The sequence below is a fragment of the Caenispirillum salinarum genome (assembly GCF_044803115.1).
GTDB lineage: Bacteria > Pseudomonadota > Alphaproteobacteria > Rhodospirillales > Rhodospirillaceae > Caenispirillum > Caenispirillum salinarum_A.
Genome location: NZ_CP085224.1, coordinates 4,900,157 through 4,924,733 on the forward strand (window position 1 = coordinate 4,900,157; position 24,577 = coordinate 4,924,733).

Annotated in this window: 23 protein-coding genes; 12 read left to right on the top strand and 11 right to left on the bottom strand. The window is 69.4% G+C overall.

Going from position 1 to position 24,577, the window contains the following annotated elements; translation table 11 throughout:
- Positions 1-99: 99 nt before the first annotated feature.
- Positions 100-3,498, bottom strand: a complete 3,399-nt coding sequence (locus LG334_RS22735; RefSeq protein WP_404381759.1) for a PAS domain S-box protein — start codon at positions 3,496-3,498, stop codon at positions 100-102.
- 393 nt (positions 3,499-3,891) lie between these two features.
- Here LG334_RS22735 and LG334_RS22740 point away from each other — a divergent pair, with 393 nt between their 5' ends.
- Together LG334_RS22740 and LG334_RS22745 are read left to right on the top strand one after the other, a co-directional pair.
- Positions 3,892-5,676, top strand: a complete 1,785-nt coding sequence (locus tag LG334_RS22740; protein ID WP_404381761.1) for an acyl-CoA dehydrogenase — start codon at positions 3,892-3,894, stop codon at positions 5,674-5,676.
- 93 nt (positions 5,677-5,769) lie between these two features.
- Positions 5,770-6,507 (top strand): hypothetical protein, encoded by a 738-nt coding sequence (locus tag LG334_RS22745; protein WP_404381763.1) that lies wholly within the window; start codon positions 5,770-5,772, stop codon positions 6,505-6,507.
- 19 nt (positions 6,508-6,526) lie between these two features.
- On the opposite strand, the gene LG334_RS22750 is transcribed toward LG334_RS22745, so the two are convergent.
- On the bottom strand, positions 6,527-9,157 hold the full coding sequence (locus LG334_RS22750) for an ATP-binding protein (protein WP_404381765.1): 2,631 nt from the start codon (positions 9,155-9,157) through the stop codon (positions 6,527-6,529).
- A 161-nt stretch (positions 9,158-9,318) separates the two neighbouring features.
- Here LG334_RS22750 and LG334_RS22755 point away from each other — a divergent pair, with 161 nt between their 5' ends.
- Positions 9,319-10,461 (top strand): transporter substrate-binding domain-containing protein, encoded by a 1,143-nt coding sequence (locus LG334_RS22755; RefSeq protein ID WP_404381767.1) that lies wholly within the window; start codon positions 9,319-9,321, stop codon positions 10,459-10,461.
- Between the two features lie 112 nt (positions 10,462-10,573).
- The gene (locus LG334_RS22760) at positions 10,574-11,059 is read left to right on the top strand and encodes a hypothetical protein (protein WP_404381769.1); all 486 of its coding nucleotides are present in this window, start codon (positions 10,574-10,576) and stop codon (positions 11,057-11,059) included.
- A 282-nt stretch (positions 11,060-11,341) separates the two neighbouring features.
- Here LG334_RS22760 and LG334_RS22765 read toward each other — a convergent pair whose 3' ends face one another.
- Both LG334_RS22765 and LG334_RS22770 read right to left on the bottom strand, forming a co-directional pair.
- Positions 11,342-11,584, bottom strand: a complete 243-nt coding sequence (locus LG334_RS22765; protein WP_009540535.1) for a DUF1150 family protein — start codon at positions 11,582-11,584, stop codon at positions 11,342-11,344.
- Between the two features lie 200 nt (positions 11,585-11,784).
- Positions 11,785-12,279, bottom strand: a complete 495-nt coding sequence (locus LG334_RS22770) for an Hsp20 family protein (RefSeq protein ID WP_404381771.1) — start codon at positions 12,277-12,279, stop codon at positions 11,785-11,787.
- Positions 12,280-12,474: 195 nt separating this feature from the next.
- Here LG334_RS22770 and LG334_RS22775 point away from each other — a divergent pair, with 195 nt between their 5' ends.
- Positions 12,475-13,278: a class I SAM-dependent methyltransferase gene (locus LG334_RS22775; protein ID WP_404381773.1), complete on the top strand. Its 804-nt coding sequence runs from the start codon at positions 12,475-12,477 to the stop codon at positions 13,276-13,278.
- Here the strand turns inward: LG334_RS22775 and LG334_RS22780 are convergent.
- The 6 genes from LG334_RS22780 to LG334_RS22805 all read right to left on the bottom strand — a co-directional run bounded on the left by LG334_RS22780 (position 13,275) and on the right by LG334_RS22805 (position 16,841).
- Positions 13,275-13,691: a bacteriohemerythrin gene (locus tag LG334_RS22780; protein ID WP_404381775.1), complete on the bottom strand. Its 417-nt coding sequence runs from the start codon at positions 13,689-13,691 to the stop codon at positions 13,275-13,277. The two genes, LG334_RS22775 and LG334_RS22780, sit on opposite strands and share 4 nt — an antisense overlap.
- Positions 13,692-13,724: 33 nt before the next feature.
- Positions 13,725-14,699: a DUF2333 family protein gene (locus tag LG334_RS22785; protein ID WP_404381777.1), complete on the bottom strand. Its 975-nt coding sequence runs from the start codon at positions 14,697-14,699 to the stop codon at positions 13,725-13,727.
- Between the two features lie 128 nt (positions 14,700-14,827).
- Positions 14,828-15,346, bottom strand: a complete 519-nt coding sequence (locus LG334_RS22790) for a MarR family winged helix-turn-helix transcriptional regulator (RefSeq protein ID WP_404381779.1) — start codon at positions 15,344-15,346, stop codon at positions 14,828-14,830.
- A gap of 41 nt (positions 15,347-15,387) precedes the next feature.
- Positions 15,388-15,687, bottom strand: coding sequence for a DUF2293 domain-containing protein (locus LG334_RS22795; protein WP_404381781.1), 300 nt, complete (start codon positions 15,685-15,687; stop codon positions 15,388-15,390).
- On the bottom strand, positions 15,684-16,418 hold the full coding sequence (locus LG334_RS22800) for an LrgB family protein (protein ID WP_404381783.1): 735 nt from the start codon (positions 16,416-16,418) through the stop codon (positions 15,684-15,686). Before LG334_RS22800 ends, LG334_RS22795 begins: the two co-directional genes overlap by 4 nt.
- Positions 16,419-16,421: 3 nt before the next feature.
- Positions 16,422-16,841 (bottom strand): CidA/LrgA family protein, encoded by a 420-nt coding sequence (locus LG334_RS22805; protein ID WP_404381785.1) that lies wholly within the window; start codon positions 16,839-16,841, stop codon positions 16,422-16,424.
- A 237-nt stretch (positions 16,842-17,078) separates the two neighbouring features.
- On the opposite strand from LG334_RS22805, the gene LG334_RS22810 reads away from it, so the two are divergent.
- The 6 genes from LG334_RS22810 to gshB all read left to right on the top strand — a co-directional run bounded on the left by LG334_RS22810 (position 17,079) and on the right by gshB (position 21,940).
- Complete coding sequence (locus tag LG334_RS22810; RefSeq protein WP_404381787.1) at positions 17,079-17,744, top strand: cell wall hydrolase; 666 nt, start codon at positions 17,079-17,081, stop codon at positions 17,742-17,744.
- A gap of 120 nt (positions 17,745-17,864) precedes the next feature.
- Positions 17,865-18,890, top strand: a complete 1,026-nt coding sequence (locus tag LG334_RS22815) for an aspartate-semialdehyde dehydrogenase (RefSeq protein WP_404381789.1) — start codon at positions 17,865-17,867, stop codon at positions 18,888-18,890.
- Between the two features lie 14 nt (positions 18,891-18,904).
- Entirely contained in the window at positions 18,905-19,324 is a 420-nt protein-coding gene (locus tag LG334_RS22820) for a VOC family protein (protein ID WP_404381791.1), read from the top strand.
- Positions 19,325-19,447: 123 nt separating this feature from the next.
- Complete coding sequence (locus LG334_RS22825) at positions 19,448-20,065, top strand: BON domain-containing protein (RefSeq protein WP_404381793.1); 618 nt, start codon at positions 19,448-19,450, stop codon at positions 20,063-20,065.
- Positions 20,062-20,907 (top strand): SirB1 family protein, encoded by an 846-nt coding sequence (locus LG334_RS22830; protein WP_404381795.1) that lies wholly within the window; start codon positions 20,062-20,064, stop codon positions 20,905-20,907. Before LG334_RS22825 ends, LG334_RS22830 begins: the two co-directional genes overlap by 4 nt.
- An 85-nt stretch (positions 20,908-20,992) precedes the next feature.
- Entirely contained in the window at positions 20,993-21,940 is a 948-nt protein-coding gene (gene gshB / locus LG334_RS22835) for a glutathione synthase (RefSeq protein WP_404381797.1), read from the top strand.
- 39 nt (positions 21,941-21,979) lie between these two features.
- Here gshB and LG334_RS22840 read toward each other — a convergent pair whose 3' ends face one another.
- Positions 21,980-23,404, bottom strand: a complete 1,425-nt coding sequence (locus LG334_RS22840) for a DUF4139 domain-containing protein (RefSeq protein WP_404381799.1) — start codon at positions 23,402-23,404, stop codon at positions 21,980-21,982.
- A 98-nt stretch (positions 23,405-23,502) separates the two neighbouring features.
- Here LG334_RS22840 and LG334_RS22845 point away from each other — a divergent pair, with 98 nt between their 5' ends.
- A complete protein-coding gene (locus LG334_RS22845) occupies positions 23,503-24,564 on the top strand; it encodes a DNA recombination protein RmuC (protein ID WP_404381801.1) in 1,062 nt (353 codons plus the stop codon).
- Positions 24,565-24,577 lie beyond the last annotated feature (13 nt).

Genomic DNA, 24,577 nt, shown 5'->3' on the forward strand with positions numbered 1-24,577 from the left:
ACGAGGTGTTTAACGTTTAGTAAAAAGGATGTTTCAGAGATACCATGGTCTAATTAAGGGTATATGACGAATACCCTTCCGCCCCCTGGGCAGGTCCGGTCACGCGCGGGGCCGCACCCGGTCGGCGGGCAGCACGACGGTGACGGTGGTGCCCTCGCCGGTCACGCCCTTGACGCCGAGGCTTCCGCCGTGCAGTTCCACAAGGTCCTTGGCAAGCGTCAGCCCCAGGCCGATCCCCTCGTAGCGGCGCGACAGGGCGGCGTCGAGCTGGGTGAACGGCTGCAGGGCCTGACCCACCTGTTCGTCGGACATGCCGATGCCGGTGTCGCGCACGGTCATTTCCAGGCACCCGTCGCCGGTCATGCGCATGGCGAGGGTCACGGACCCGCCCTCGGGCGTAAACTTGACGCCGTTGGACAGCAGGCTCGTCAACACCTTCTTAAGCCGCCCGCCGTCGGCGTACAGCAGCGGCAGCCCGTCGGGCACCTCCGCATGCAGGGCGACGCCCGAATCCGCCGCACGCTGGCTGATCAGGTGCACCGCCGCGTCGGCGAGGCGCAACAGGTCCACCTCTTCCTCGTGCAGTTCCAGCTTGCCGATCTCCAGCCGCGAGGCATCCAGCACGTCGTTGACCATGGTCAGCAAATGCTCGCCCGAGGCGCGGATGTCGCGGGCGTAGTCCAGGTATGTCTCGCTGCCCAGCGGCCCCAGCGCCTGCATCTGCATGATCTCGGAAAAGCCGATGATGGCGTTCAGTGGCGTGCGCAGCTCATGGCTCATGGCGGCCAGGAACTCGGTCTTCGACCGGCTGGCGATCTCGGCCGCCTCCTTGGCGGCATGCAGGGCGGCCGCCGCCTCGGCCTCGGCCGTGACCTCCGACCCGGTGCCGCGGAACCCGATGAAGTTGCCGTTCACGTCATGGGCCGGCACCGCCGTGATGCGGATGTAATGGACCCGGCCGTCGATGGGGACGGTCCGATAGGTGAAGTCGCGCACCGGCCGGCGGTTTTCCAGGGCGTCCCAGTAGGACCGCACCGCTTCGGGATTCCAGGTCGTGTCGACGATGTCCTCGCGCCGCTTGCCGACCAGGTCGGAGGCGCGCAGCGCCGTCGCCTCGGCGATGCGGTCGGAGACGTAGGTGAACCGCCCCTGCTTGTCCATTTCCCAGAACCAGTCGGCCGAGGACCGGGCGAAATCGGAAAACCGCCGCTCCACTTCCTTCTGGCGCGAAATATCGGTCAGGACGGTGACGATGCCCTCGGGCCCCGCCGAATCCCCGCTGTAGGTGGACTTGGTGACGATCATGTCGCGCGCCGAGCCGTCGGGCATGGTCACGCGCGCCTCGTAGGTCAGGCTGCCGCCGGCCTGCAGCAGGTCGCTGTTGATCTCCTGCATGTTCACGCCGTGCTCGCGCATGGCGACATGGAACAGCGACTTGCCGATGATCTCGGTCTGCGGGCGCGCCACCGCCAGGGCGAAGGCGTCGTTGCAGAAGACGTAGCGGCCCGCCGAGTCGTGGGCGTAGATGGGCGTCTGCGCCGTATCGCCCAGGGCCTGCACGAACCGGGCATTGCGCCGCAGCGCGACCTCGGCCTCGCGCTGGGCCGTCAGGTCGCGTCCTTCAGCGATGAGGTGGGTGATGTGGCCGCCCGGCCCGAACACCGGCGTGATGCTGACGTCCACCACATGCTCGGTGCCCGCGGCGTCTTCGTGGGTGGCCTCGAAGCGGTCTGCGCGTCCGGCAGCGGCGGTCTTCAGAGCGTCCCTGAGGCGTTTCTGGGCAGCCGGGTCGTGGGTCCACCACGGCGTCTGCCAGAACGGCCGGCCGATCAGGTCCGCTTCCTCGTGGTCGATGAACCGCAGTGCCGTGCGGTTGACCTTCAGAAGCCGGCCGTCGCGCGCCAGCAGGCCGATGAACTGCACCGAGTTGTCGAACATGGCCTGGAAGCGGGCCTGGCTCTCCAGCAACTCGGCTTCGCGCCGCTTTAGCGCCGTGATGTCGGTGCGCACGATCAGGATGTAATCGTCGACCGTGCGGGTTTCCTTGATCAGGAACCAGCGCCCGTCCGACAGCTCCATCTCGAACGGCTCCTGCCGGGCGCCCAGGGTGCCCAGGCGCGGGGTCAGCCAGTCGTCGTCGCCGTGCATGCCGTCGAACCGGCGGACCATGCCGTGGGTCTTCAGCACGTTGAGGAAATCGAGGAACGATTCGCCGGGCTGAAGATATGCCTCAAGGCCCGGGAAACCGTCGATGTAGCGGCTGTTGACCAGCACCACCCGCATGTCGGGGTCCAGCAGGATGACGCCGTCGGCCACCGTCTCCACCGCGCCCAGCAGATGGACCTCGGCGCGGGCGGCACGGTTTTCCACCGCCCGCAGCAGGCTGACGTCCAGCCACGCCCCGATGGTGCGCACCACGGCCCCCTCGGCATCGGTCTCCTGCTTGACGCTGCAGGCGATCTCGCGCACCGCCCCGTCGGGGCGGATGATGCGCATGGCGCAGCCGCCCCGGTCCACGCAGGAGTCCAGCCGGGCCCGGTCTTCGGGATGCACCACCTGCTGCAGGATCTCGCGCGACGGCGGCGTGTCCTCGGGCACGCCGAGCAGGGCACGGAAGCCCGGCGACCATTCCTCGCGGCCCTGGGCGTCGCGCTCCCAACTGCCCAGGGATGCGATGCGCTCGGCCTCCGCCAGGCGCGAGGCGCTCCAGGCCTGGCGCTCCTGCGCGGCGCGCAGATCGGTGACGTCGGCGTGGGTGCCGACCAGGCGCCTGGCCCGCCCGTCCGCGCCGCGGCTGATGTGGATGCGACTGCGGATGCGCCGCCACGTTCCGTCGCGGTGACGCATGCGGAACTCCACCTCGTACCCGTCGTCGCCGCCGTCGCCGCCGTCGCCGGGCGCGCCGCCGTCCTCGGGCGGCTCCATGGCCGCGCGCGTGCGGGCCTCCACCGCCGGACGGTCGTCAGGATGCGCCAAGGCGCGCCACGTCGCCCAGGAATTCTCGATCTCGTTCTCGGCGTAGCCCAGAATTTCCTTCCAGCGCGGAGAAAAATAAAGCGAGCCGGCCTCGACGTCCCAGTCCCAGATGCCTTCGCGGCTTGCCTTCATGGCCAGCGCCAGGCGATCCTCGCGCGCCTCCAGGTCCTGCTGACGACGCCGGAAGGCCGTGATGTCGGTGTAGCTGACCGTATGGCCGCCGCCCTCGATCCGGCTGACCTCCAGCAGTACCCAGCGGCCGTCGGTCAGCGGCACCTCTTCCGCCGCCGGCGCCCGGTCGACCAGGCTGATCCGGTCGGCCGCGACCCGGTCGGGCACCCCGTGAAACAGCCCGCTGCGGGCGGCCTGCGCCGCCAGGTCGGCGAAACGCGCCCCCGGCAGCATGACGCCGGCAAGCTGCGGGAACATGGCTTTCAGCCTGGGCGTTGCGTGGACCAGCCGGTCATCGGGCCCGTAGACGGCAATGCCCGCGCCGAGGGAATCCAGGGCCGTAGTGGGCACATGCGTCATCGCCGGCGCCGCGGGACCCGCGGCGTCAACTGCGTGATGTTTCGTCTGTGCCCCGTCCGAGGGTGCCCGCGTGTCCACCGTCGACCGCCGCTCTCCTGTTCCCCCATCGTATATCCGCTTGGGATGACCCGCATCCGGCGCATATCCGTCCCCACCGGTTGACGCTTGTGCGCCGGCCGGGCCGTATCAAAAGTAGTATGCACAACATGCGGCGGCCCCGCCACAGCTTCGATGGTCCAGGGTATCGATATCGTTTCCATGACAATAGGTGTCGTGGCCCGGCTGCCCTCTTGCGCGCCGGTGACGTATGCGTCACCCTGCGCGGCACGCGCGCGGCGGCGAAGGCGTCGCCGCAGCCTGAGATCGACTGGGAAGGAACTGGAAATGGCTGAATACACTGCGCCTTTGAAGGACATGAGCTTCGCGCTGAAGCTGGCCGGCATGGATGATGTCGCCGCCCTTCCCGGCTATGAAGAGGCCTCCGAGGACCTGGTGCATGCGGTCCTGGAGGAAGCAGGCAAGTTCGCCCACGGCGTTCTCTCGCCCCTGAACTGGGAAGGCGACCGGCACGGTGCGGTCCTGGAGAATGGCGTCGTGCGCACGGCGCCGGGCTGGAAGGACGCCTACAAGCAGTTCGCCGAGGGCGGCTGGAACGGCGTGCCGTTCGATCCCGAATACAGCGGCCAGGGCCTGCCGTGGACGCTGGCGACCGCCTGCAACGAGATGTGGCAGTCCGCCAACATGAGCTTCGGCCTGTGCCCCATGCTCAACCAGGGCGCCTGCGAGGTGATCAGCCACTACGGCACGGAAGAGCAGAAGCGGACCTACCTGGAAAAGATGGTCTCCGGCGAATGGACCGGCACCATGAACCTGACCGAGCCCGCCGCGGGTTCGGACCTGTCGCAGGTGCGCACAAAGGCGATTCGCAACGACGACGGCACCTACAAGATCATCGGCCAGAAGATCTACATCACCTACGGCGACCACGACATGACGGACAACATCGTCCATCTGGTGCTCGCCCGCACGCCCGACGCGCCCGAGGGCGTGAAGGGCATCAGCCTGTTCATCGTGCCCAAGTACACCGTCACGGCCGACGGCTCGGTCGGTGAACGCAACGACGTGCGCTGCGTGTCGCTGGAGCACAAGCTGGGCATCCACGCCAGTCCGACCGCCGTCATGGCCTACGGCGACGACGGCGGCGCCACCGGCTATCTGGTCGGCGAGGAGAACCGCGGGCTGGAATACATGTTCATGATGATGAACAACGCCCGCCTGAACGTCGGCCTCCAGGGCGTTTCCATCGCCGAACGCGCCTACCAGAAGGCGCTCGGCTACGCCCAGGAGCGCGTGCAGAGCAAGCCGGTGGGCTTCAAGGGCGACCAGGTTCCGACCATCATCGCCCACGCCGACGTGCGCCGCATGCTGCTGACCATGAAGGCCTACACCGAAGCCACCCGTGCGCTGGCCTACTACGCCATGGCGCAGTTCGACGTGGCCGAGCGCCATGCCGAGCCCGAGGTCCGCAAGGCCGCCGCCGAGCGTGTCGCCCTGCTGACCCCGGTGGTCAAGGCGTGGTCCACCGACATCGGCGTCGAGGTCGCGAGCCTGGGCGTGCAGGTGCACGGCGGCCTGGGCTTCGTCGAGGAGACCGGCGCGGCGCAGTACTACCGCGACGCCCGCATCGCGCCCATCTACGAAGGCACCAACGGCATCCAGGCCAACGACCTGGTGTTCCGCAAGGTGGCCCGCGACAAGGGCGCGGCGGCGGCCTCCTGCATCGCCGAGATGCACGAAACCGTGAAGACCGCCGAGGGCGACCTTGCCTACATGGGCGAGACCCTGGCCGAGGGCATCGACAGCCTGCAGAAGGCCACCGATGCGCTGGTCGGCGCCGACCCGGTCACCGTGGCCGCCGCCGCCTACCCGTACCTGCGCCTGTTCGGCACCGTCGCCGGCGCCTGGATGATGGTGAAGGCCGCCATCGCGTCCGCCAAGGCCAAGGCGGCCGGCGAGGGCGACCCGACCTTCCACTCCGCCAAGCTGGCGACGGCGCGGTTCTACATCACCAACCTCCTGCCCCAGCACTCGGGCCACCTGGCCGCCGTCACCGCCGGCGCCGGCCCGGTGATGGACGTGACGGAAGACGAGTTCGCCGTCGATCTCTGATCCCTTCCAGTCAACAAGGCGAGTTTGAGGGGACCCCGCCGGGTCCCCTCAATTCTTTTGAACGGGTGGTGTATTCGCAGCGTGGATTCGGGCATGGACACCCTGCCCGCCCTCATCGCCCTTCTGCCCCTGCTCGCCGCCCACGCCTTCGCCGGCCGGCTGAAGGCGCTGGACGTGCGCCCGCGCAGCCGGTGGCTTTCGGCGGCCGGCGGCGTCTCCGTCGCCTACGTCTTCGTCCACATCCTGCCGGAACTGGCGGCGGTGGAGGCACACCTGGCCGAGGCGACGCCTGAACATCTGCCATCCGGCGAACTGGCCGTCTACGCCGTGGCGCTGGCGGGTCTGACGGTGTTCTACGGGCTGGAGCGGCTGATCATCGCCCACCGCCCCGGCCCGCGCGACGCGGACCGGACCGACGCACCGCCGCCCGGCATCTTCGCCCTGCACCTGGGCAGTTTCGCGCTCTACAACGTGCTGATCGGCTATCTTCTGCTGCACCGGGAGCAGCCGGGGCTGGCGAGCCTGGCGCTCTATGCCGCCGCCATGACGCTGCACCTGGTGGTGGTCGACCGCGGCTTGGCTGCCCACCACGGCCGCGCCTACCGCCGAACGGGGCGCTGGGTGCTGGTGACGGCGCTGGTGGCGGGATTTGCCATCGGGCTGGCGTTCAACGTGTCGGAGGCCGTGCTGGCGGCCTTCTTTGCCCTGCTGGCCGGCGCGACCATCCTGAACGTGATGAAGGAGGAACTGCCCGACGAGCAGGCCAGCCGATTCGGGCCGTTCCTGATAGGCGCGGCCGGCTTCGCGGCGCTGCTGATGGCGGCGGCATAAGACGGAAAGGCCGCCGCGCTCACGCCGCGGCGCGCTCGCGGTCAGGCAGGATCACATGGAAGGTGGAGCCTTCGCCGGTGTCGTTGGGCTCCATCCAGATGCGGCCGCCGTGGTGCTCCACCACCTTGCGGCAGACCGCCAGGCCGATGCCGTTGCCGTCGTAGCGGCTGCGGGCGTGCAGGCGCTGGAAGATCTTGAAGATACGCTCCGCCTGCTCGACCGGAATGCCGATGCCGTTGTCGCGCACCGTCAGGTGCCAGCCCTCGGGCCCGTGCGCCACGTCCACGACGATTTCCGGCACCCGGTCGGGATGGCGGTACTTGATGGCGTTGCCCAGCAGGTTCTGGAACAGGCGCTCCAGGTCCGTGCGGTCGCCCAGGATCACCGGCGTCTTCTCGGGCAGGGTCACCGTTGCGCCGGATTCGCGGATGGCCGGCGCCAGGTTGCGCCGCACCGCCTCCAGGGGTGCGCCCAGGTCAAGGGTCACCAGCGGGCGGTCGCCGCGACCGACGCGGGAGTATTCCAGCAGGTCCAGGATCAGGCGGTCCATGCGCAGCGCGCCCTCGCTGGCATAGGTCATGAACTCGCGCGCCTCGTCCGACAATTCGTGGCTGTGGCGGCGGCGCAGCAGGCCCAGATAGCTGTTGACCATGCGCAGGGGCTCGCGCAGGTCATGGCTGGCGACGTAGGCGAAGTTCGCCAGTTCGGCGTTGGACTTTTCCAGCTCGCGCACCAGGGCCTGCAGGTGGCTTTCATAGCTGCGCTGGTCGGTGACGTCGTGGGCGATGCCCTCCACGCCGGTGACGTGCCCCGCCTCGTCCACCGTGGTCGTCTCCACCACGGCCAGCGTGCGGCGGCTGCCGTCGGCCCGGATGTAGGCGGCCTCGTAGGCACGGGTGAAGGGCCTGCCCGACATAAGCTCCTCTTGGCGCTTCTGCCAGCGGGGAATCTCGTCGGGCGGCATGAAGGCGGTGTAGTCGCGCGCCATTTCCTCCGCCGGATGGCCGAAGACGTCGGGGGCCGAGGGGCTGAGGTAGGTGAAGCGGCCTTGCAGGTCGTGGGCGAAGACGGCGTGGTTCTTCAGGTTTTCCACCAGACCGCGGTACTTGCGCTCGCTCTCGCGCACGGCCTGCTCGGCCTGGCGACGGGCGGCGATGTCCACCAGCCCGACCAGCACCACGGCCTCGCCCTTCACCGTCGCCGGTGCCGCCGACAGGAGCGCCCAGCCCGCCCGGCCCGAGCCCGAGACCACCCGCACCTCCCGGTCGACCAGCGGCGCGGCGCCCTCGCCGGCGGGATCGGCCGGCGCCATGGCGCGAAGAGCTTCGCGGTCGGCGGCATCGGGCAGGATGTCGGCGATGGTGGGAGCCGTCCCGTCGTCCGTGTCCTCGCCGTCTGCCGGCAGGCCCAGCCAGGCCTCGGCCCGGCGGTTGCGCGTCAGGATGGCACCGTCGGACGCGCGCAGCATCAGCAGCGGGAACGGCGCCGTCACCGCCACGGTGCGGAACAACTGCTCGTTTTCCGTCAGTTCCTCTTCGCGGGCGGCGATGACGTCGAGGAAGAAGCGCAGGTTGCGGCCCATGTCGGCAATCTCGTCGTCGCCGTCGGTGGGGATGGCGGCGTGCCGGCCGCCGATGTGCGCGGCCATGGCCGTCTGCAGCCCGCGCAGGCGCAGGATGACGCTTTCGCGCAGGTACAGGAAAGTAAGGATCATGATCAACGCCGTCGTCGCCAGCACCGCGCCGTAGGTCACTTCGGCGGTGCTCAGGCGTTCGGCCGCCGCGCTGGTGGCGCCGCGGGCCGCGGACTGGCCGGCGTGGAACAGGTCGGTCGACGCCGCACCCAGCAGGTCCGCCAGGGCGCGGTTGCGCCCCAGCGTGCCATCGATGGCATCGCGCGTCTGAAGAAGCTGCCGGCGCAGGGCGATGACGCCCTCGCCCTCGTCCGCCCAGCCCGCGAGCCGGGCGCGCATGGCGAAAGCCTCGACCCGCTCGCTGGGATGGAGCAGGCTGATCGCGTCGTCGAGCTGGCGCAGGCTGCCAATCAGCAGCCGTTCCTCGCGGTCGATGTCCGACCGCCGTTCGGCCGAGGCGGCGGCCTGCAGGCTGTGCAGGGCGATGAGCGCCTCGCGGTGCCAGCGGTATCCGGCAGCGTCCGGCGGCGGCGCCGGCTGGCCGTGCGCCGCGCCGCCGCCCTCCAGAACATCGGTCAGCTTTGCCTCGAGAGCCGTCTCCAGGCTGTTGCGCTGGGCCACCAGCATGTTGAGCCTGTGCAAGGAGTCGACAAAGCCGGTCTTGACCTCGCGGATGGTCGCCACGTCGCCCGTGTCCACGCCACCGTCCTCCAGGTCGGCGATCAGGCGTTCCAGAGTGTCGACCAGGTCGAGGATGCGCATCATCTCGGTTTCCTGGCCACCCTCGTCCTTGGCCAGGATCAACGCGGCGGCCTGGGCCGACAACAGCGCCGCCTGACGGTCCAGCTTGGCGGCGGCCAGGATCGTGGGCAGGCGCTGCTCTGCCAGGGTCCTGACGTCGTGGTGCAGCGTCCGGAACGTATGAAGCGCAAATCCGCCCAACCCCGCCGCCAGCGCCACGATCAGCAGCAGCGCGGCGAGGACCCGAAAGGCGACGCCGATCCGCCATCGGCCCATGTCTTACCGCCCCCTGTTCCCATGGCGTTCAATGCCGGCCGGCGCCGGCCCGGGCGTGGTCCCGCATCGTACCTTAGCGCCGGACGGCATCATTATGTATCATGCCGCCAGCAAGGCAAACGGTGCATGCCGATCCGCCTTATGAGCAAGGAGGCCGCCTGATGGACAGCAGCACGTCCCCCCACACCCGCTGGCGCCGCTTCGCCTTTTGGCTGGCCGGCGCTTTCGCGGTGGCGGGCATCGTCCTGGCGGTCATGGCGCTGACGCCGGAAAAGGCGGACGCCGCGCACGCCACGCCGACAGCCGCTGCGCCGGCGCCTGCATTGGCGGCGACGGCCGTCCGCGACGGTGGAACCGTGGACGCCATCCGCCGTCGCGGCACGCTGCGGTGTGCCGTCGGTGCCGTTTCGGAATATGCCTGGCGCGACGACACAGGCCGCATGCAGGGTTTCCGGGTCGACTTCTGCCGCGCCCTGGCGGCCGTCATCCTGGATTCGCCCGACGCGGTGGAGTTCGTGCCGCTCATCGCCTCCACCCGCTTTGCCAAGCTTCTGGACGGCAGCGTCGATATCCTGGTCGCCGGCGTGACCTGGACCATGACGCGGGAGGCCGACGTGGGGCTGGCCTTCACCACGCCCATCCTCTACGACGGCCAGGGCTTCATCGCGCGGCGCGCCTCGGGCATAGAGCGGCTGGCCGACGTGACGGCGCCGGCGCGGGTCTGCGTGATCGCAGACACCACCACCGAGCAGAACCTGAACGCCTACATTCGTGACACCGGGCTGCCGCTGACCGTGGAAAACCGCCACACCCAGGACGGCACCTGGAGCGCCTTCCTGTCCCGGTCCTGCGACCTCGTCACCGGCGACAGGCTGTCGCTGATGCTCGCCCGCACCGTGCGCACGCCGGACGCCGACGACTACCTGGTCCTGCCCGACATGATCTCCCGCGAGCCGCTGACACCGGCGGTGCGCGGCGACGACCCGCGCTGGGAATCCATCGTGCGGTTCACCATTCATGCCCTGCTGCTGGCCGAGCATGTGGGCGTCGACCAGGCCCGCGCCGCCGCCGACGATGTCCAGGCCGAGACGCCCGAGGCGCGGCGGCTGCTGGGCCTGGATCGCGGCGCGGGCGCCGCCGTCGGACTGGACGATGCCTGGGCGCGGCGCGCCATCGCCGCCGCCGGCCACTACGGCGAACTGTTCGAGCGCACCCTTGGCAGCGGCAGCCGCTTCGGCCTGCCGCGCGGCCTCAATGCCCTGTGGACCGACGGCGGCCTGCACTATCCCCTGCCCCTGTGGTAGCAGCCGCGCCGGAAGAGGCGTGAACCCCTTGTGCGGCGGAGCGTTCTAAGCCGCGGATGACACAGGCATCGTCCGGTGCCGCCCGGTTCACCGCCAGCGCAAGAGGCCGCCCATGATCCCCGGTACCGCCGCCCGCGTGCCCGACCACACCGCCGACAGCATCAATGCCAGCATCCGCGCCGCCTCCGACGCGCGGGTGCTGGACGCCGCCCGGCGGTTGGAAGAGATGAACGGCCGGCTCGACGACATCGACCGGCGCCTGGCGGACCTGGAAAAGGAATGGGACATCGAGCGCACGCTGGAGACCAACGCCGCGACGCTCGCCTTGACGGGCACCATCCTGGGCGCCTTCGTCGACCGCCGCTTCCTGGCCCTGCCGGCGCTGGTGATGGCCTTCCTGCTGCAGCACGCCATCCAGGGCTGGTGCCCGCCGCTGCCGATCTTCCGCCGGCGCGGCGTGCGCACCCAGCGCGAGATCACCGAGGAACGGATGGCCCTTAAGGCCCTGCGCGGCGACTTTGACAACCTGCCGGGCGACCCCGCGACGGGCGGCGAAGCGCGCGGCAGGGCTGCCATCGTCGCTGCGCGGCAGCGATGACGGACGCGCGGCTTGATCAAGTCCTGCCGGTCCTTCCGAATCCGGGCCTTGCCCGCCTGCGGCGCGGCGGCTGATACCGGATGACACACGAAATCGTACACTCGTCGTCCGGCAAGGCCGACTGGCCGCCGCGCCTTATGGCGCGTAAGGCTGCGTGCCGTCTGAACGCAGCGTCGATGATTTCAATCATCGGCGCGTATGACGGATCGGAATGCCATGGGCTGCCCAGAAAAAAGGCCGCACCCTTGCGGGCGCGGCCTCTCTGCTTCGGAAGGGCGCGGATCAGTGGACGCTGACCGGCTCCAGGTCGTTCTGGCGGATCGCCGCCCAGGCCAGGTCCAGGCTTTGCGCGGCGCCCAGCTGGGTGCCGTCGCCGGCGTGGATGGACCAGTATTCCTGGCCGTCGGAGTCCGTGACGAACTTGGCGTAGGCCACGTCCTCGGCACCCAGTGCCGCCAGTTCGGAGGGGCTGATGGCGGGGGTCTGGCCGAACTCGTCGTGGCTCTGCTGCATTTTCTCGGTCATGGTGTCCCTCGTTCCTTGGTCGCCGAGGCCTCTTGGGCCCGCGGGCCTTCCAGGCGACCTGTTCATTCTATCTCTTATGAAGTGAACGAAAGGTTTCCGGACTCCGTTCGCCGGACCGATCCTTCCGTGGGCGCGACGGCTATTCCCGCAGGGCGGAAAGCTGCGTCGCGGAGCCGCCGCGCGGGCGGCGCGTGGGGCGTCTAGGCGTCCTCGTCGTCGGGTGCGCGCAGGCGCGGATCGACATCGATGGTGCGGGTGGAGCCGTTGCCCTTGTGACTGTCTCCCTTGGTCTGAATCTTGATCTGGCACACCTTGGGCTCGGGCATGGGGCGCTCCAGGTCGATGTTGAGCAGGCCGTTGTCCAGCCAGGCGCCCTTGACCTCGATCCCTTCCGCCAGCACGAAGCTGCGCTGCCACTGGCGCGTGGCGATGCCGCGGTGCAGATAGACGCGGTCGCTGTCATCGCGCGACTGGCGGCCCCGGATCACCAGCTGGTTGTCCTCGGTGGTGACGCTCAGGTCCTCTTCGGCGAAGCCGGCGACGGCCAGGGTGATGCGCAGCCCGTTCTCGCCGATCTGCTCGATGTTGTAGGGCGGATAGCCTTCCGCCGAGCTTTTGGCGACCCGGTCGAGCACGCGCTCGAACTGGTCGAACCCCAGCAGCAGCGGGCTGTTGAAAACGGAAAGGCGGGTCACGGTCGCGTTCTCCTCGATCCTGAGCGAGTACCGGCGAAGGGCCCTGTCGGCGCCCGAAGCCGGGTGGTCCGCGCGGCGATCCGACCATTGCGGCATCGCGGCAAGACCATATTTCGTGAGAAGCCGTCCCCGCGTCAAGCGCCGGACTTGCCGGGCGGCTGAGGCCCTGCCACCTTTGCGACGATGAGCGACCGGATGCCCGAACCCGACGACCCGCACCCTGCCGAGCCGGCCGAGCCCGCCCGCGACCCCGACCTGTGCGGCGAGGGCGCCCGCACTCCCTTTGCCAGGGCCGTCGGGGAACTGGTCTTTCCGGGCATGAACGACAGCCGGCGCGAGCTGTACCTGCGCATCGCCGCCACCTACGACTGGACCTTCGGCCTGCACGGCCGCACGGCCCGCGCCGCCCTCTGGCACAGCCGGCGGGGCCAGCACCTGCGGTTCGGCCAGCTGGCGCGCCTGTTCGAGCCCGACACGGTGCGGCGCGGCCGCCTGTGGCGCCGGGCCCGCGGGGCGGTCACCATCAACGATCTGGGATGCGGCTACGGCCCCCTGTTCGAGTGGCTGGACCGCCGCCGCTGGCTGGCGCCAGACGCCCGCTACATCGGCTACGATCTGTCGGAGCGCATGATCGAGTCGGCGCGGCGGACCATCACCGATCCGCGCGCAGCCTTCTACATGGCCGGCGAAGCGACGGAGGAGGCGGACTATTCCTTCGCCTCGGGCACCTTCGGCATGAAGCTGGACGTGCCGGACCCGGAATGGGAGCTGCACTGCGGCGATGTGCTGAAAGGGCTGTGGGCGCAATCGCGGCGGGGGCTGGCGTTCAACATGCTGAACATCCACGGCCGCCACGCCCGCCTCGACGACGGCGGCCTGTACTATGCCGATCCCGACCACTGGGCCGCCTTCGCCGAACGCAAGCTGGGCGCCGGCCAAGTGAGCCTTCTGGCCCGCTACAGCAGCCACGACTTCACCGTGCTGGCGTGGCGGCGTTAGGTTTCGGAAGGCCGCCGGGCCTCGAACAACGGCTTGTAGCGCATGTCCTCTTCCAGGATGTGGCTCATCATCCAGGTTTTCAGGAAATCCTCGATCTCCACGGTCAGGACCGGGTTGGGCTCGGCCAGGTGGCGGGCGCGGAAGTCCTGGACGCGGGCGCGCAGGGCCGCGTGCTCCTCGCGCTGCTTGTCCAGGGCGGGATAGGCCATCTCCTCCAGCAGGCGTTCCTCGCGCTGGAAGTGATAGTCCGTGTACATCAGCAGTTCGCCGAAGATGCCGTGCAGGACATCCAGGTCCTCGCCGTTTTCCCAGGATTCGTGCAGCGTGTTGATCAGTTCGACCAGGTTCTCGTGGTCGGCGTCCAGGTCCCGGTGGCCGACGCTGTAGCCGGCCTTCCACTCGATCAGGGGCATGGCGTCCTCCCCTCCCTCTTCGTCGGTGCGGTCTTATTTCGCGAGGATGCTGGCGACCTCGCGCAACTGGGTGCGGGCGCGCAGCAGGTAGAAGCCCTGGGCCGTCAGGTGGCTGGGCACGATGAGCCCGTCGTTGGCCCCGTTGGCGACCACCAGCGGGTCCATCACCGCCGCCGAGCGCATGCTGGCGAGCATCTGCTCCCAGGCCTGGCCGACGTTCTTTTCGGCGATGACGTCCGGGAAGTCGCGGCCGACGGCCTCCAGCAGCATGGTGTAGCCGTACAGCCGCCCCTTCACCGAATAGAAGATGTCGTCGGCGAGGGTATCGAAGTAGCCTGCGTCGCTTTCCGTCGCGCGGGCGTCCAGAGCGGCAGAGGACGATCCCAGGTCGGCCGCGACCCGGTCCAGGAAGGCGATCAGATTGTCGGCGCGCTTGTCGTAGACCGCCTCCCCGGCCGCGAGTCGCTGGTTGTAGCTCATCAGGGCCCTCTGGCCGGCGGCGTACTGCTTGGTCGCGCTGGCCGTGGGCAGCAGGCTGGTGGAAGGCTCCCACACCCAGATGGTGCCGTCGTATTTGAGCAGGCCCGACGCGCGGTCCAGATCGGCGTCGGCCTGGCTGGAGCCGCGCGTGCGGCCCAGGCTGTCGGTCATCTCGATGGCGAAGCGGGAAATCGCGTACATCAGGCCGATCTGGTAGTTCGGCATGTTGTCCAGCGCGGCACCCGGAAACAGCCAGGGCTTGTTGGCGACCCATGTCGTCTCGTCGATCTCGCGGTGGATCAGCGCCGCGGCCATGCTGACGGCCTGGCTGCCGCCGTCGACCTGGAAGGCTTCCGGCGCCGTGTAGGCGACGTCGTCGTTGATCTCGTTCGTCAGCGCCATGCCGATCGGGTAGTACAGCGCCACCAGCAGCACCACGATGAGGATGCCGGTCATCACCCGGCCGCGCGGCATGCGGTCGAGCGGCAGACGGTCCAGGGGCAGGCGGTCGATGGCGGATCGCAACACGGTCTTGAAACTCCCGGCGAACGAAAGGATGGGCGCGGCGCACAGAGGATCATGCGAGGCGCGCGCGTGCAATCCTGCCAATGGTTCAGGGCGGAATGAAGGCGCCCCTTCCCTGGCGCCCGCCGTCTCTATTCGGCGGGCGCGGGCAGCGGCGCGGCGTCTCCGGCCAGGCGGGGGCAACCCTTGCCGTCGCACACCCGCGTGTCGCACAGGCGGCAGGCCCGGTGCGGCGCGGCGCCGTCGGCGGCGACAGCGGACAGCAGCCGGTCGAGCAGGCGGTCCAGGTCCTTGCGCTCCTTCTTGTCCAGCCCCTCGGTGACCGTGCGCAGAACGGCCAGCCGTCGCGCCTGAATCAGCTCGCCCTCGCGGCGCCCCTTTTCCGTGAGGGCGATGGGAACCGTGCGTCCCCGCGCAGGACGCCGCTGGGCCAGCCCGTCAGCGACCAGGCGGTCGACCATGCGCGTGCAGGCCGGCTGAGACAGCCCCACCACCTGGGCCAGTTCCGTCGTGCCCAGGGTTTCCGTCTGACGCAGGGTCAGGACGGCGGCGGCGGCGCTCGGCGACAGGTCCCCGAAGCCGTCGGCCATGGCGTCGGCAAGGGCGGTGGCCAGGGCGCCCAGCTTGTTGGCCGTGGTTTTCTTCGTCATGCATTCATCATGCATAACTCCCCGCGACTCGGCAACCGTCCTCAAGCCTCGTCGTCGCAGACGGATCGGGTGCAGCCCCAGTCGGCCAGCACGTCGTCGATCTCGCCGGCCACGAAGAAGCGTGCCGAATCGACGTCGTAGCCGTCTGCCAGCAGCGCGTCGTAATCCGTGAAGACGTGACGCACGTAGGACACCAGGGACAGCCAAGCGGCTGCCTCGGGGCCGGCCGTCTTCAGTCCCGGACTGTCCAATGCGTGGTCAACCACCGCGCCACGCTCGTGGGAGGGAATGCGCGGGGCGAGGCGGGTCAGGGCGGTGTCGATGCGGCCGCGGCGGCTCATGGCGTGTCTCCCGCCATGAACAGGGCATAGAGAAGCGGCAGCAGCACCGCCGTCGCCAAGCCGTTCAGCCCCATGGCCAAGCCCGAAAAGGCACCCGCCACCTCGCCGGTCTGGAGCGCGCGCGCCGTGCCGATGCCGTGGCTGGCGGTGCCCATGGCGACGCCCCCGGCGCGGTCATCGCGAACGCCGACCAGCTTCAGCAGGCCTGGCCCGGCAATGGCGCCCAGGATGCCGCTGAGGATGACCAGCACCGCCGTCAGCGACGGCAATCCGCCTAGGCGCTCCGCCACGCCCATGGCGATGGGGGTGGTCACCGACTTGGGCGCCAGCGAAATCACGGTCTGCGGGCTGGCATCCAGCACCCATGCCACCGCCACCGCCGACCCGGCCGCAGTCACCGATCCGACCAGGATCGCGGCAGCCAGCGCGGGAAGCGATCGCCGCACGGAGGACAATTGGTTGTACAGAGGGATCGCAAGTGCTACTGTCGCCGGCCCGAGAAGGAAGTGGACGAACTGCGCGCCCTCAAAGTAGGCCGAGTAGTCCACGTCCGTGACGGTCAGCAGCCCGACGATGAGCAGCACCGCCGTCAGCACGGGATTGAGAATCGGTGGACGGCCCGCGCGCTCGAACAGCGCGAGACCCAGCCGGTAGGCCACCAGGGTCACGAACAGGCCCGTCAGCGGCTCCGCCGCCAGGTAGACCCAGATCTGGTAAAGGTCCTCGCCCATGGGTCAGTCCTCCGACGCCGGATCGGAAGAGCGGGCGGCGGACCGGCGCAGAAGCGCCTGCATGAGGACCCCCGTCACGACGATGGTCAACAGCGTGGACACCACCACCCCGGCGGTGATGGGCATCCATTCGTCGGCCAGGCGCGGCAGGTGGACCATGACGCCGACTCCGGCCGGCACAAACAGCAGGGATAGATGCTGGAGCAAACCGCCTGCCGTCCGTTTTACGGACTCGGGCAGGTGAGTCTTCAATACTAATCCCCTGAATACGAGTCCGAGGAAAAGCAAGGCCATGCCGACAACCGGACCAGGCACCGGAATGTCAGTCAATCGAACTAGTACTTCTCCGAGCAACTGGCATCCCAAGAGAAGCGTTATGACGTCCAATGACATGAGGCGGTTCCTCCACTTTTGAGGCGCCATGATAACATCAACCGGGAAGGTCCTGAATCTTAATCATTTCCCGGCTTCGGCGGCGATAAATCGTCATGTTGCATTGCAAAATTCCTTGCTGCGGTGCACAATCGGTGGCGTCGACCGGGGTGACTTGAGGAACGGGCGGGCCCGTTCGCCGTGAAAGGGGCTCTTTCGGCCGGATGGTGTGAGGACCACCCGGCCGCCGGCGAACCACCCGCCTCAGGCTGTGAGGATGCGCGTTATATGAAACGACTGTTGTTGATGCTCGTCGCGGTCATTGCGATCGCGCCGACGCGGGGAGAGGCGTTTCCCGCCGAAATCCCCCACGACATCGTCCTGCCCTCGGAAGGTCTGGTCGTCAGCCGTGAAGAACTGGTGTGCCTGGCGCTCAACGACTATTTCGAGGCGCGCGGCGAAAGCATGCGCGGCCGCGTGGCCGTGGCGCAGGTGGTGCTCAACCGGGCCCGCGACGGGCGGTTCCCCCGCGATCTGTGCAAGGTGGTAACCCAGAACCTGTCGGGCCGGAAGTTCGCCTGCCAGTTCTCCTGGACCTGCGACGGACGCTCCGACGAACCGCAGGATCTGGTGGCATGGCGCCAGTCGCTGATCCTGGCCATCGCGGTGACGCGGGTGACCAACGGCATCAGCGATCCGACGGAAGGCGCCCTTTGGTACCACGCCCACTCGGTCTCCCCTGGCTGGGCAGGCCGGCTGGCCGAGGTGGTCGCCATTGGCGGGCACACCTTTTACGCCGATCCCGACGGGCGGCTGGACGCCGACACGGTCGCGGCCATGGACGACGGCACCGCGGCTTTCGGCCAGATGGCCGCCGTGCCGGCCCCGCCGCCGCCCACCTTCGCGGAATGGGTTGAAACGGACGGCGCTCCGGAACAGATTGCCCAGCGCTGATCGGGCATTGCGGCTCTTGCGTGGTTGGCGCGCGGGCCGCTTGCTCTATATTCCGGGCGGCGTGCCGGTGCATCCGGCGCGCCGTCGTCGTTTGTTCTCAGGCAGGGAAAGTGGCAAGGCATGGCTGTACGCATTGCGGTGATGGGCGCGACCTCCAACGTGGGGCGCGAGATCCTCCAGGTCCTGTCCGAATCGGGCATCCCCCATATGGACGTTTCGGCCCTGGCCGCCGACCGCTCGGTGGGCGGCGAGGCCTCCTACGGCGAGGACGACACCGTGCCCGTCGGCGACATCGGCCGCTTCGACTTCCGCGGCGTGGACATCGTCTACTGCGCCCTGCCCGAGGAAGAGGCCACCATCCACGTTCCCCGCGCCGCCGAGGCCGGGGCGGTGGTCATCGACACCGGCCCGCGCTTCCGCATGGAGCCGAACGTCCCGCTGGTCGCGGCCGGCGTGAACCCCAAGGCGCTGTCCCGCTACGCCAAGCGCAACATCGTCGCCACGCCGTCGACCATCACGCTCATGGTGGCCGAGGCGTTGAGCCCCCTTCACGATGCCTTCAGCCTGACGCGCACGCTGGTGACCACCTACCAGTCGGTGTCGTCGGAGGGCCGCCCGGCCATGGACGAGCTGTTCAACCAGACGCGCGGCATCTACGTGAACGAGCCGCCGGCGTCGAACCAGACCGAGTTCGTCAAGCAGATCGCCTTCAACGTGCTGCCCACCGTCGGCGAGTTCGAGAAGAAGGGCGGCGCGACGTCGGAAGAGGCGGGGCTGGCCCGCGAGTCGGTCAAGCTGTTCGGCGCCGACATGCGCCTGCACGCCAACTGCGCCGTGGTGCCGGTCTTCGTCGGCCACTCCGCCTTCATCAACATCGAGTGCGAAGAGGGCTTCAACGAAGACCAGCTGAAGGCCGTCTGGCGCAAGTCCGAGGGCGTTTCGGTGGTCGACCACCGCGAGCCGCGGGGCGTGGTCACCCCCGCCGAGACTCCGGGCGAGGACGCCGTGTTCATCTCTCGCGTGCGCCTGGACACCACGGTGGAGAACGGCGCCAGCTTCTGGCTGACCGGCGACAACCTGCGGCGCTCGGCCGTCAACGCGGTGCGGGTGGGCGAGATCCTGGCCGCCGAGCACCTGGGCAAGTAACGGGGCTCCGCGCCATGCATGTGCTGAAAAGCTGGGTGCGCGTGTTCTGCGACACCAAGGCCGCCGAAGACGTCATCGATTTCTACCGCGGCCTGACCGGCGGCGAGCTTCAGCTCTCCTACGGCTACAAGGAACGCCGGGTACGCATGGCGGGCATCTCCTCGCCCAACCTGTCGGTGATGGTGGTGGCCGGCGACTCCGCGGCCCGCAAGCCCTTCGAGTCGGTGCGCCTGACCCTGGAAGTCGACGACCTGGCGGCCGTTGAAAAGGCCTTCACCTATATCGGCGGCGAAGTGCTGGAGCGGGCCGAGGGGGCGCTGTTCGTTCGCCACCCCGACGGTACGCTGGCGGAATACGTCCGCCACGGCGGCGGCACGAAAGCCGCGGCGGCAGCCACGGTATCGGCGGACGAGGACGGCGGCGCGGCCTCCTGAGCCGGGCGGGCCTTTTCCGCTTCCATCGAAGGACCGACACATTATGGTGGGCGGAGGCTTCGGCGTCGAAGCCCTCCACCCACAGCCGCCGCGTCCGCCATGCCCGTTTGCCGTCATCCCGTCTTGTCCGTCCTCGCCCTCCTGCCGCTGCTGGCCGCCGCCACCGGCTGCACGCCGGTGGGCGCAGCCGTGGGCGCCGGGGCGATGGTGGCGACCGCGGCGGCGGAGGAGCGCGGCGTCGGCGGATCGGCGCGGGATGTGCGGATCTCGCTGGAGATCATCGACCGTTTTGACGACGAAGGCGTTCTTTTCGAGGGCATCGGCGCCACCGTGTTCGACGGTCGCGTGTTGCTGACGGGCGCCGTCGCCGACGCCGACCTACACGGCAAGGCGCTGGCGCTGGCCGGCTCGGTGGAGGGCGTGCGAACCATCATCGACCGGGTGACCGTCACACCGGACCCGGAAGGCGGGACAGGCCCGCGTGATGCCCTGGTCACGGCCGAATTGCGCAAGGCCATCATGTTCGATCCGGAGGTGCTCGCCATCAATTACGCCATCGAAGTCGAGGACGGCATCGTCCACCTGCTGGGAATCGCGCAGTCGGAGCGGGAGCGCCGGCGCGTCATCGCCCATGCGCGCGGCACCGACTTCGTGCGCGGCATCGAGGACCACGTGCTGCTCAAGACCGATCCCCGGCGCAGCGATCCCGGCGCCCGACCGGCGCGAGAGGTGCGGCCATGACCGGCAGCACCTCCCGCAGCGAAGCCCGCGACCTGCTGAAGGGCATCGCCGCCCGCGGCGAGGACCGCTTCGACCTGGCGGAAGCCGCGCTGGCGCTGGCCGCCCTGCGTCATCCGGGGGTGAGTCTCGATCCCTACCGCGCCCACCTGCGCGAACTGTCCGACGACCTGGCCGCCGCGGCCGCCGGCATGCCGCCCGCCGCGGCCGACCAGGCCGGCGCGCTGGCCGAGGTGCTGGCCGGCCGGCACGGCTATCAGGGCGACGACCAGGCCTACGAGGACCTGCAGAACGCCGACCTGATCCGCGTCATGGACCGCCGGCGCGGACTGCCGGTGACGCTCGGCATCCTCTACATCCACGCGGGCCGTTCGCAGGGATGGGACGTGGTGGGACTGAACTTCCCCGGCCACTTCCTGGTGCGCGTCCAGGGCGGCGATGCCGAGCGCGTGATCCTGGACCCCTTCAACGGCGGCCAGATCGTCGAGGCCCACGACCTGCGCGCCCTGCTCAAGGCCAGCCAGGGGCAGGGTGCCGAACTGACGCCCGACGTCTACCAGCCCGTGACCGACCGGGCCACGGTCATGCGGCTCCTCAACAACATCAAGCTGCGCCACATGGAAGCCACGCGCTTCGACCAGGCGCTGGCGACCATCACCGACATGCTGCTGCTCGCCCCCGACGACCCCATGCTGTGGCGCGAGCGCGGGCTGATGCACATGCGCACCGGCGACCTGCCCGGCGCGGTGACGGCGCTGGAGGAGTACCTGGCCCGCGCGCCCGAGGGCCCCGACCGCGAACGCATCGACGTGGTGCTGCGGGAGTTGCGCCAGCGCCTGCAGTAGGGTTCAGTTCTCCCCATATAGCTTTCCACCCTTTCCCGGCGCGGCGCCATGACCGCCGCCGGCGCGCACAGTCGGAGACCCGTTCATGACGCTGAAAGTCGCCATCCAGATGGACCCCATCGAGGCCATCGACATCGCCGGCGATTCCACCTTCGTGCTGGGGCTGGAGGCCCAGGCGCGCGGGCATGTGCTGTACCACTACGAGCCGCGCCACCTGTCCTTCCGCGAGGGCCGCGTCCTCGCCAAGGCCCGCCCCCTGACCCTGCGGCGCAAGACCGGCGACCATTTCGACCTGGGCGACTGGACGACGCTGGACCTGTCGACCATGGACGTGGTGCTGATGCGCCAGGACCCGCCGTTCGACATGGCCTACATTACGGCGACCCACATCCTGGAGCACATCCACCCCAAGACCCTGGTGGTCAACAATCCGGCGGCGGTGCGCAACGCGCCGGAAAAACTGTTCGTCACGCACTTTCCCGACCTGATGCCGCCGACGCTGATTTCGTCGGACATCGCCGAGATCAAGGATTTCCGCGACCAGTACAAGGACATCATCGTCAAGCCGCTGTTCGGCAACGGGGGTGCCGGCGTCTTCCACCTGCCGCCGGGCGACGAGAACCTCAACAGCCTGCTGGAGCTGTTCAGCCAGCACTCGCGCGAGCCGCTGATCGTGCAGAAGTACCTGCCGGCGGTGCGGCTGGGCGACAAGCGCATCATCCTGATCGACGGCGAGGCGCTGGGCGCCATCAACCGCGTGCCGGCGGAAGGCGAATCGCGCTCCAACATGCACGTGGGCGGCCGCGCGGAGAAAAGCCTGCTGACCGACCGCGACCGCCAGATCTGCGAGGCCATCGGCCCCGTGCTGAAGGAGCAGGGGCTGATCTTCGTCGGCATCGACGTCATCGGCGACTGGCTGACGGAAATCAACGTCACCTCGCCGACCGGCCTGCAGGAAGTCACCAAATTCGACGGCACCCAGCTGGAAAAGGACATCTGGACCGTCATCGAGGCCAAGCGCGCTGCGGTGTGAAGGCATGGGGCGGCCCAAGCGGGCCGCCCCATGCCGCGCTCAGAACTCCGTCCGTATCGTGTAGCCCAGCACCGCCTCGCCCTTGGCGGGCACCTCGACCTCCCAGGCGGCACGGCTGGCGGTTTCCTTTTCATGCGGCTGGGTCTGCTCGACCATGGTCCAGTCGCCGGGAATGCTCTCCACCACGCGCACCGTCACCGCCTCGTCGCGGGCGTTGCGGAGTGTGATGCGGTGGCTGGAGCGGGTGACGCGCTCCGACAGACGCTCGAATTCGGTCTGCACCCGCTCGGCCGTCACGTCGAAGGCGCGGCCGAGCGTCAGGGACACCTCCCGCCCCTCGGCCATGTGTTCCACCCGGTCGGCGCCCACCAGGCGCGGGGTGCCCGAGGCGTCGGGGCGGAACACCCGCACCGTGCCGGCGGGCAGCGGTTTGCCCAGCCCCGCCTCCGGCGCATTCTCGAACGTCAGGCGGGTTTCCACCGGAACCGGCTGCTCTTCCGCCTGGCGCCCGTGGACGATGACGTGGCCGCCCTCGATGCGGTATTCCGTCTCCACCGGCACGTCCTGCGCCGTCAGCAGGGCCGGCTGCACCACCGCCCCCGCCGGCAGGCCCACCGCCCCCTCCAGCATATAGAGGTGGAAGGCGCCCAGCTGCTCGCGCGCCGCATCATCCATGCGCGCCGGTGCCGACTCGGCCATGGCCATCATGGCGCGCGGCCCGCCGCCCTTCTGCATGGTGTCGGGCGCGCGGGCGACATCGCCCGCCACCAGCGCCACCTCGGCGCCGATGAACGCGGCGCCGGAGTCGTTGCGGATGGTCGCCCGGCCCTCCAGGTCCAGCGCGCCGCCATCGGCCGAGAGCGTGGCGACGTAGCCCGCGTCCCAAGACAGGCCGCCGGTCAGGTAGGACAGCGTCACGGCCTCCACCGGCGCGGTCGCCGTCACCGCGCCCGACCACACCGGCGTCAGGTGCACACCATTGGGCAGGGCGTCGAACACCGGCTGTCCGGGCAGGCTGGTGTGGATGCGCCCGTCGATCTCGTAGACCGCCGCCGGCGGGGCGGACAGCACCCTGGCGCGCAAGGTATCGGTCGCCGCGCCCGTGTCGGGATCAATGACCGCCACGCCGATCTCCCGCCCGACGCTCGCGGCCAGAAGCGCCTGCGCCGTGGGCGGCGTCGCCTCCACCGTCTGCGACCGCACCGCCAGCCCTTCCGCCCGCAGGAAAGCCGAGGCCGGTTCGGCGGCGCTCGGCAGGCCCTGGATGACCAGCCGGCTCTCGCCCGCCGGCACCGCCACCGCCCGCCGGTCGGCCACCAGCGCCGAGCCGCTGTTGTAGAGCGTCAGCGACAGCGCTTCCCGCGCGGCCTCGGGCGCCGTCACCGGGTCCTGGGCGTGGGCGGCCGGCACCAGGGCGGTCGCCACCAGAAGCGCGGCGGCAAGGCTGCGGGAGACGGTGGGCATGGCGTTCTCCTTTTGGTCCATTTTCATTGCGCGGAACCGGCATTTTCTTGTAAACCAACAGCATACCCAGGAGCATGGCGAAAGAGGGGCACGCGCGCATGGAGGCATCGTCATGGATCGTTCCGGCGCTGATCCTTGTCGCGGGCGCGCTGCTTCTGGCGCTGATCCTGCGGCCGCGCGGCCGGCGCGGCCTGGATGGCGACGGGACCGCCGGCGAGACCGCCGGGCGCCTGGCGCAGTTGGCCGACGCCCAGGCACGGCTGGCGGAGTCGGTGGATCGCCGCATGCAGGCGCAGGAGCGCACCCTGGCCGAAGTGCTCCAGCGCTCCGGCGACCGCACCTCGGCCACGCTGACGGAGGTGCGCGAGCGGCTGGCCGTCATCGACCGCGCCCAACGCACCATCACCGACCTGTCGGCCCAGGTGGTCAGCCTGCAGGAAGTGCTGGGCAACAAGCAGGCGCGCGGGGCCTTCGGCGAGGTGCAACTGCACGACCTTGTGACCAGCCTGCTGCCGCCGTCGGCCTTCGCCTTCCAGGCGACCCTGGGCAACGGCCGGCGCGCCGACTGCCTGATCCACCTGCCCAATCCGCCGGGCGCCATCGTGGTCGACGCCAAGTTCCCGCTGGAAAGCTGGCACGCCCTGCGGGGCGCCCACGAACAGGGCGACGACGCCGCCCGCACCCAGGCGGCGCGAGCCTTTTCCGCCGCCGTCCTCAAGCACGTAAAGGACATCGCCGAGCGCTATCAGGTGCCCGGGGAGACCGCCGATTCGGCGCTCATGTTCCTGCCGTCGGAAGCCATCTATGCCGAGCTTCACGCCCGCTTTCCCCAGGTGGTGGAGCAGAGCTGGCGAGCGCGGGTGTGGATCGTCTCGCCCACCACGCTGATGGCGACGCTGAACACCGTGCGCGCGGTGCTCAAGGACAGCCGCATGCACGAGCAGGCCACGCTCATCCAGGCGGAGGTCCGGGCGCTGATGGACGACGTCGCGCGGCTGGACGACCGCGTCGGAAAGCTCGCCCGCCATTTCGACCAGGCGACCGAGGACGTGCGCCAGATCCGCGTCTCCACCGACAAGGTCCTGCGCCGCGCCGACCGGGTCCAGCAGCTGGAGCTTGGCGAGGACGCCGGCGCCGACAGCGCGCGGGCGGCCGAGTAGGCAGCCCGACGGC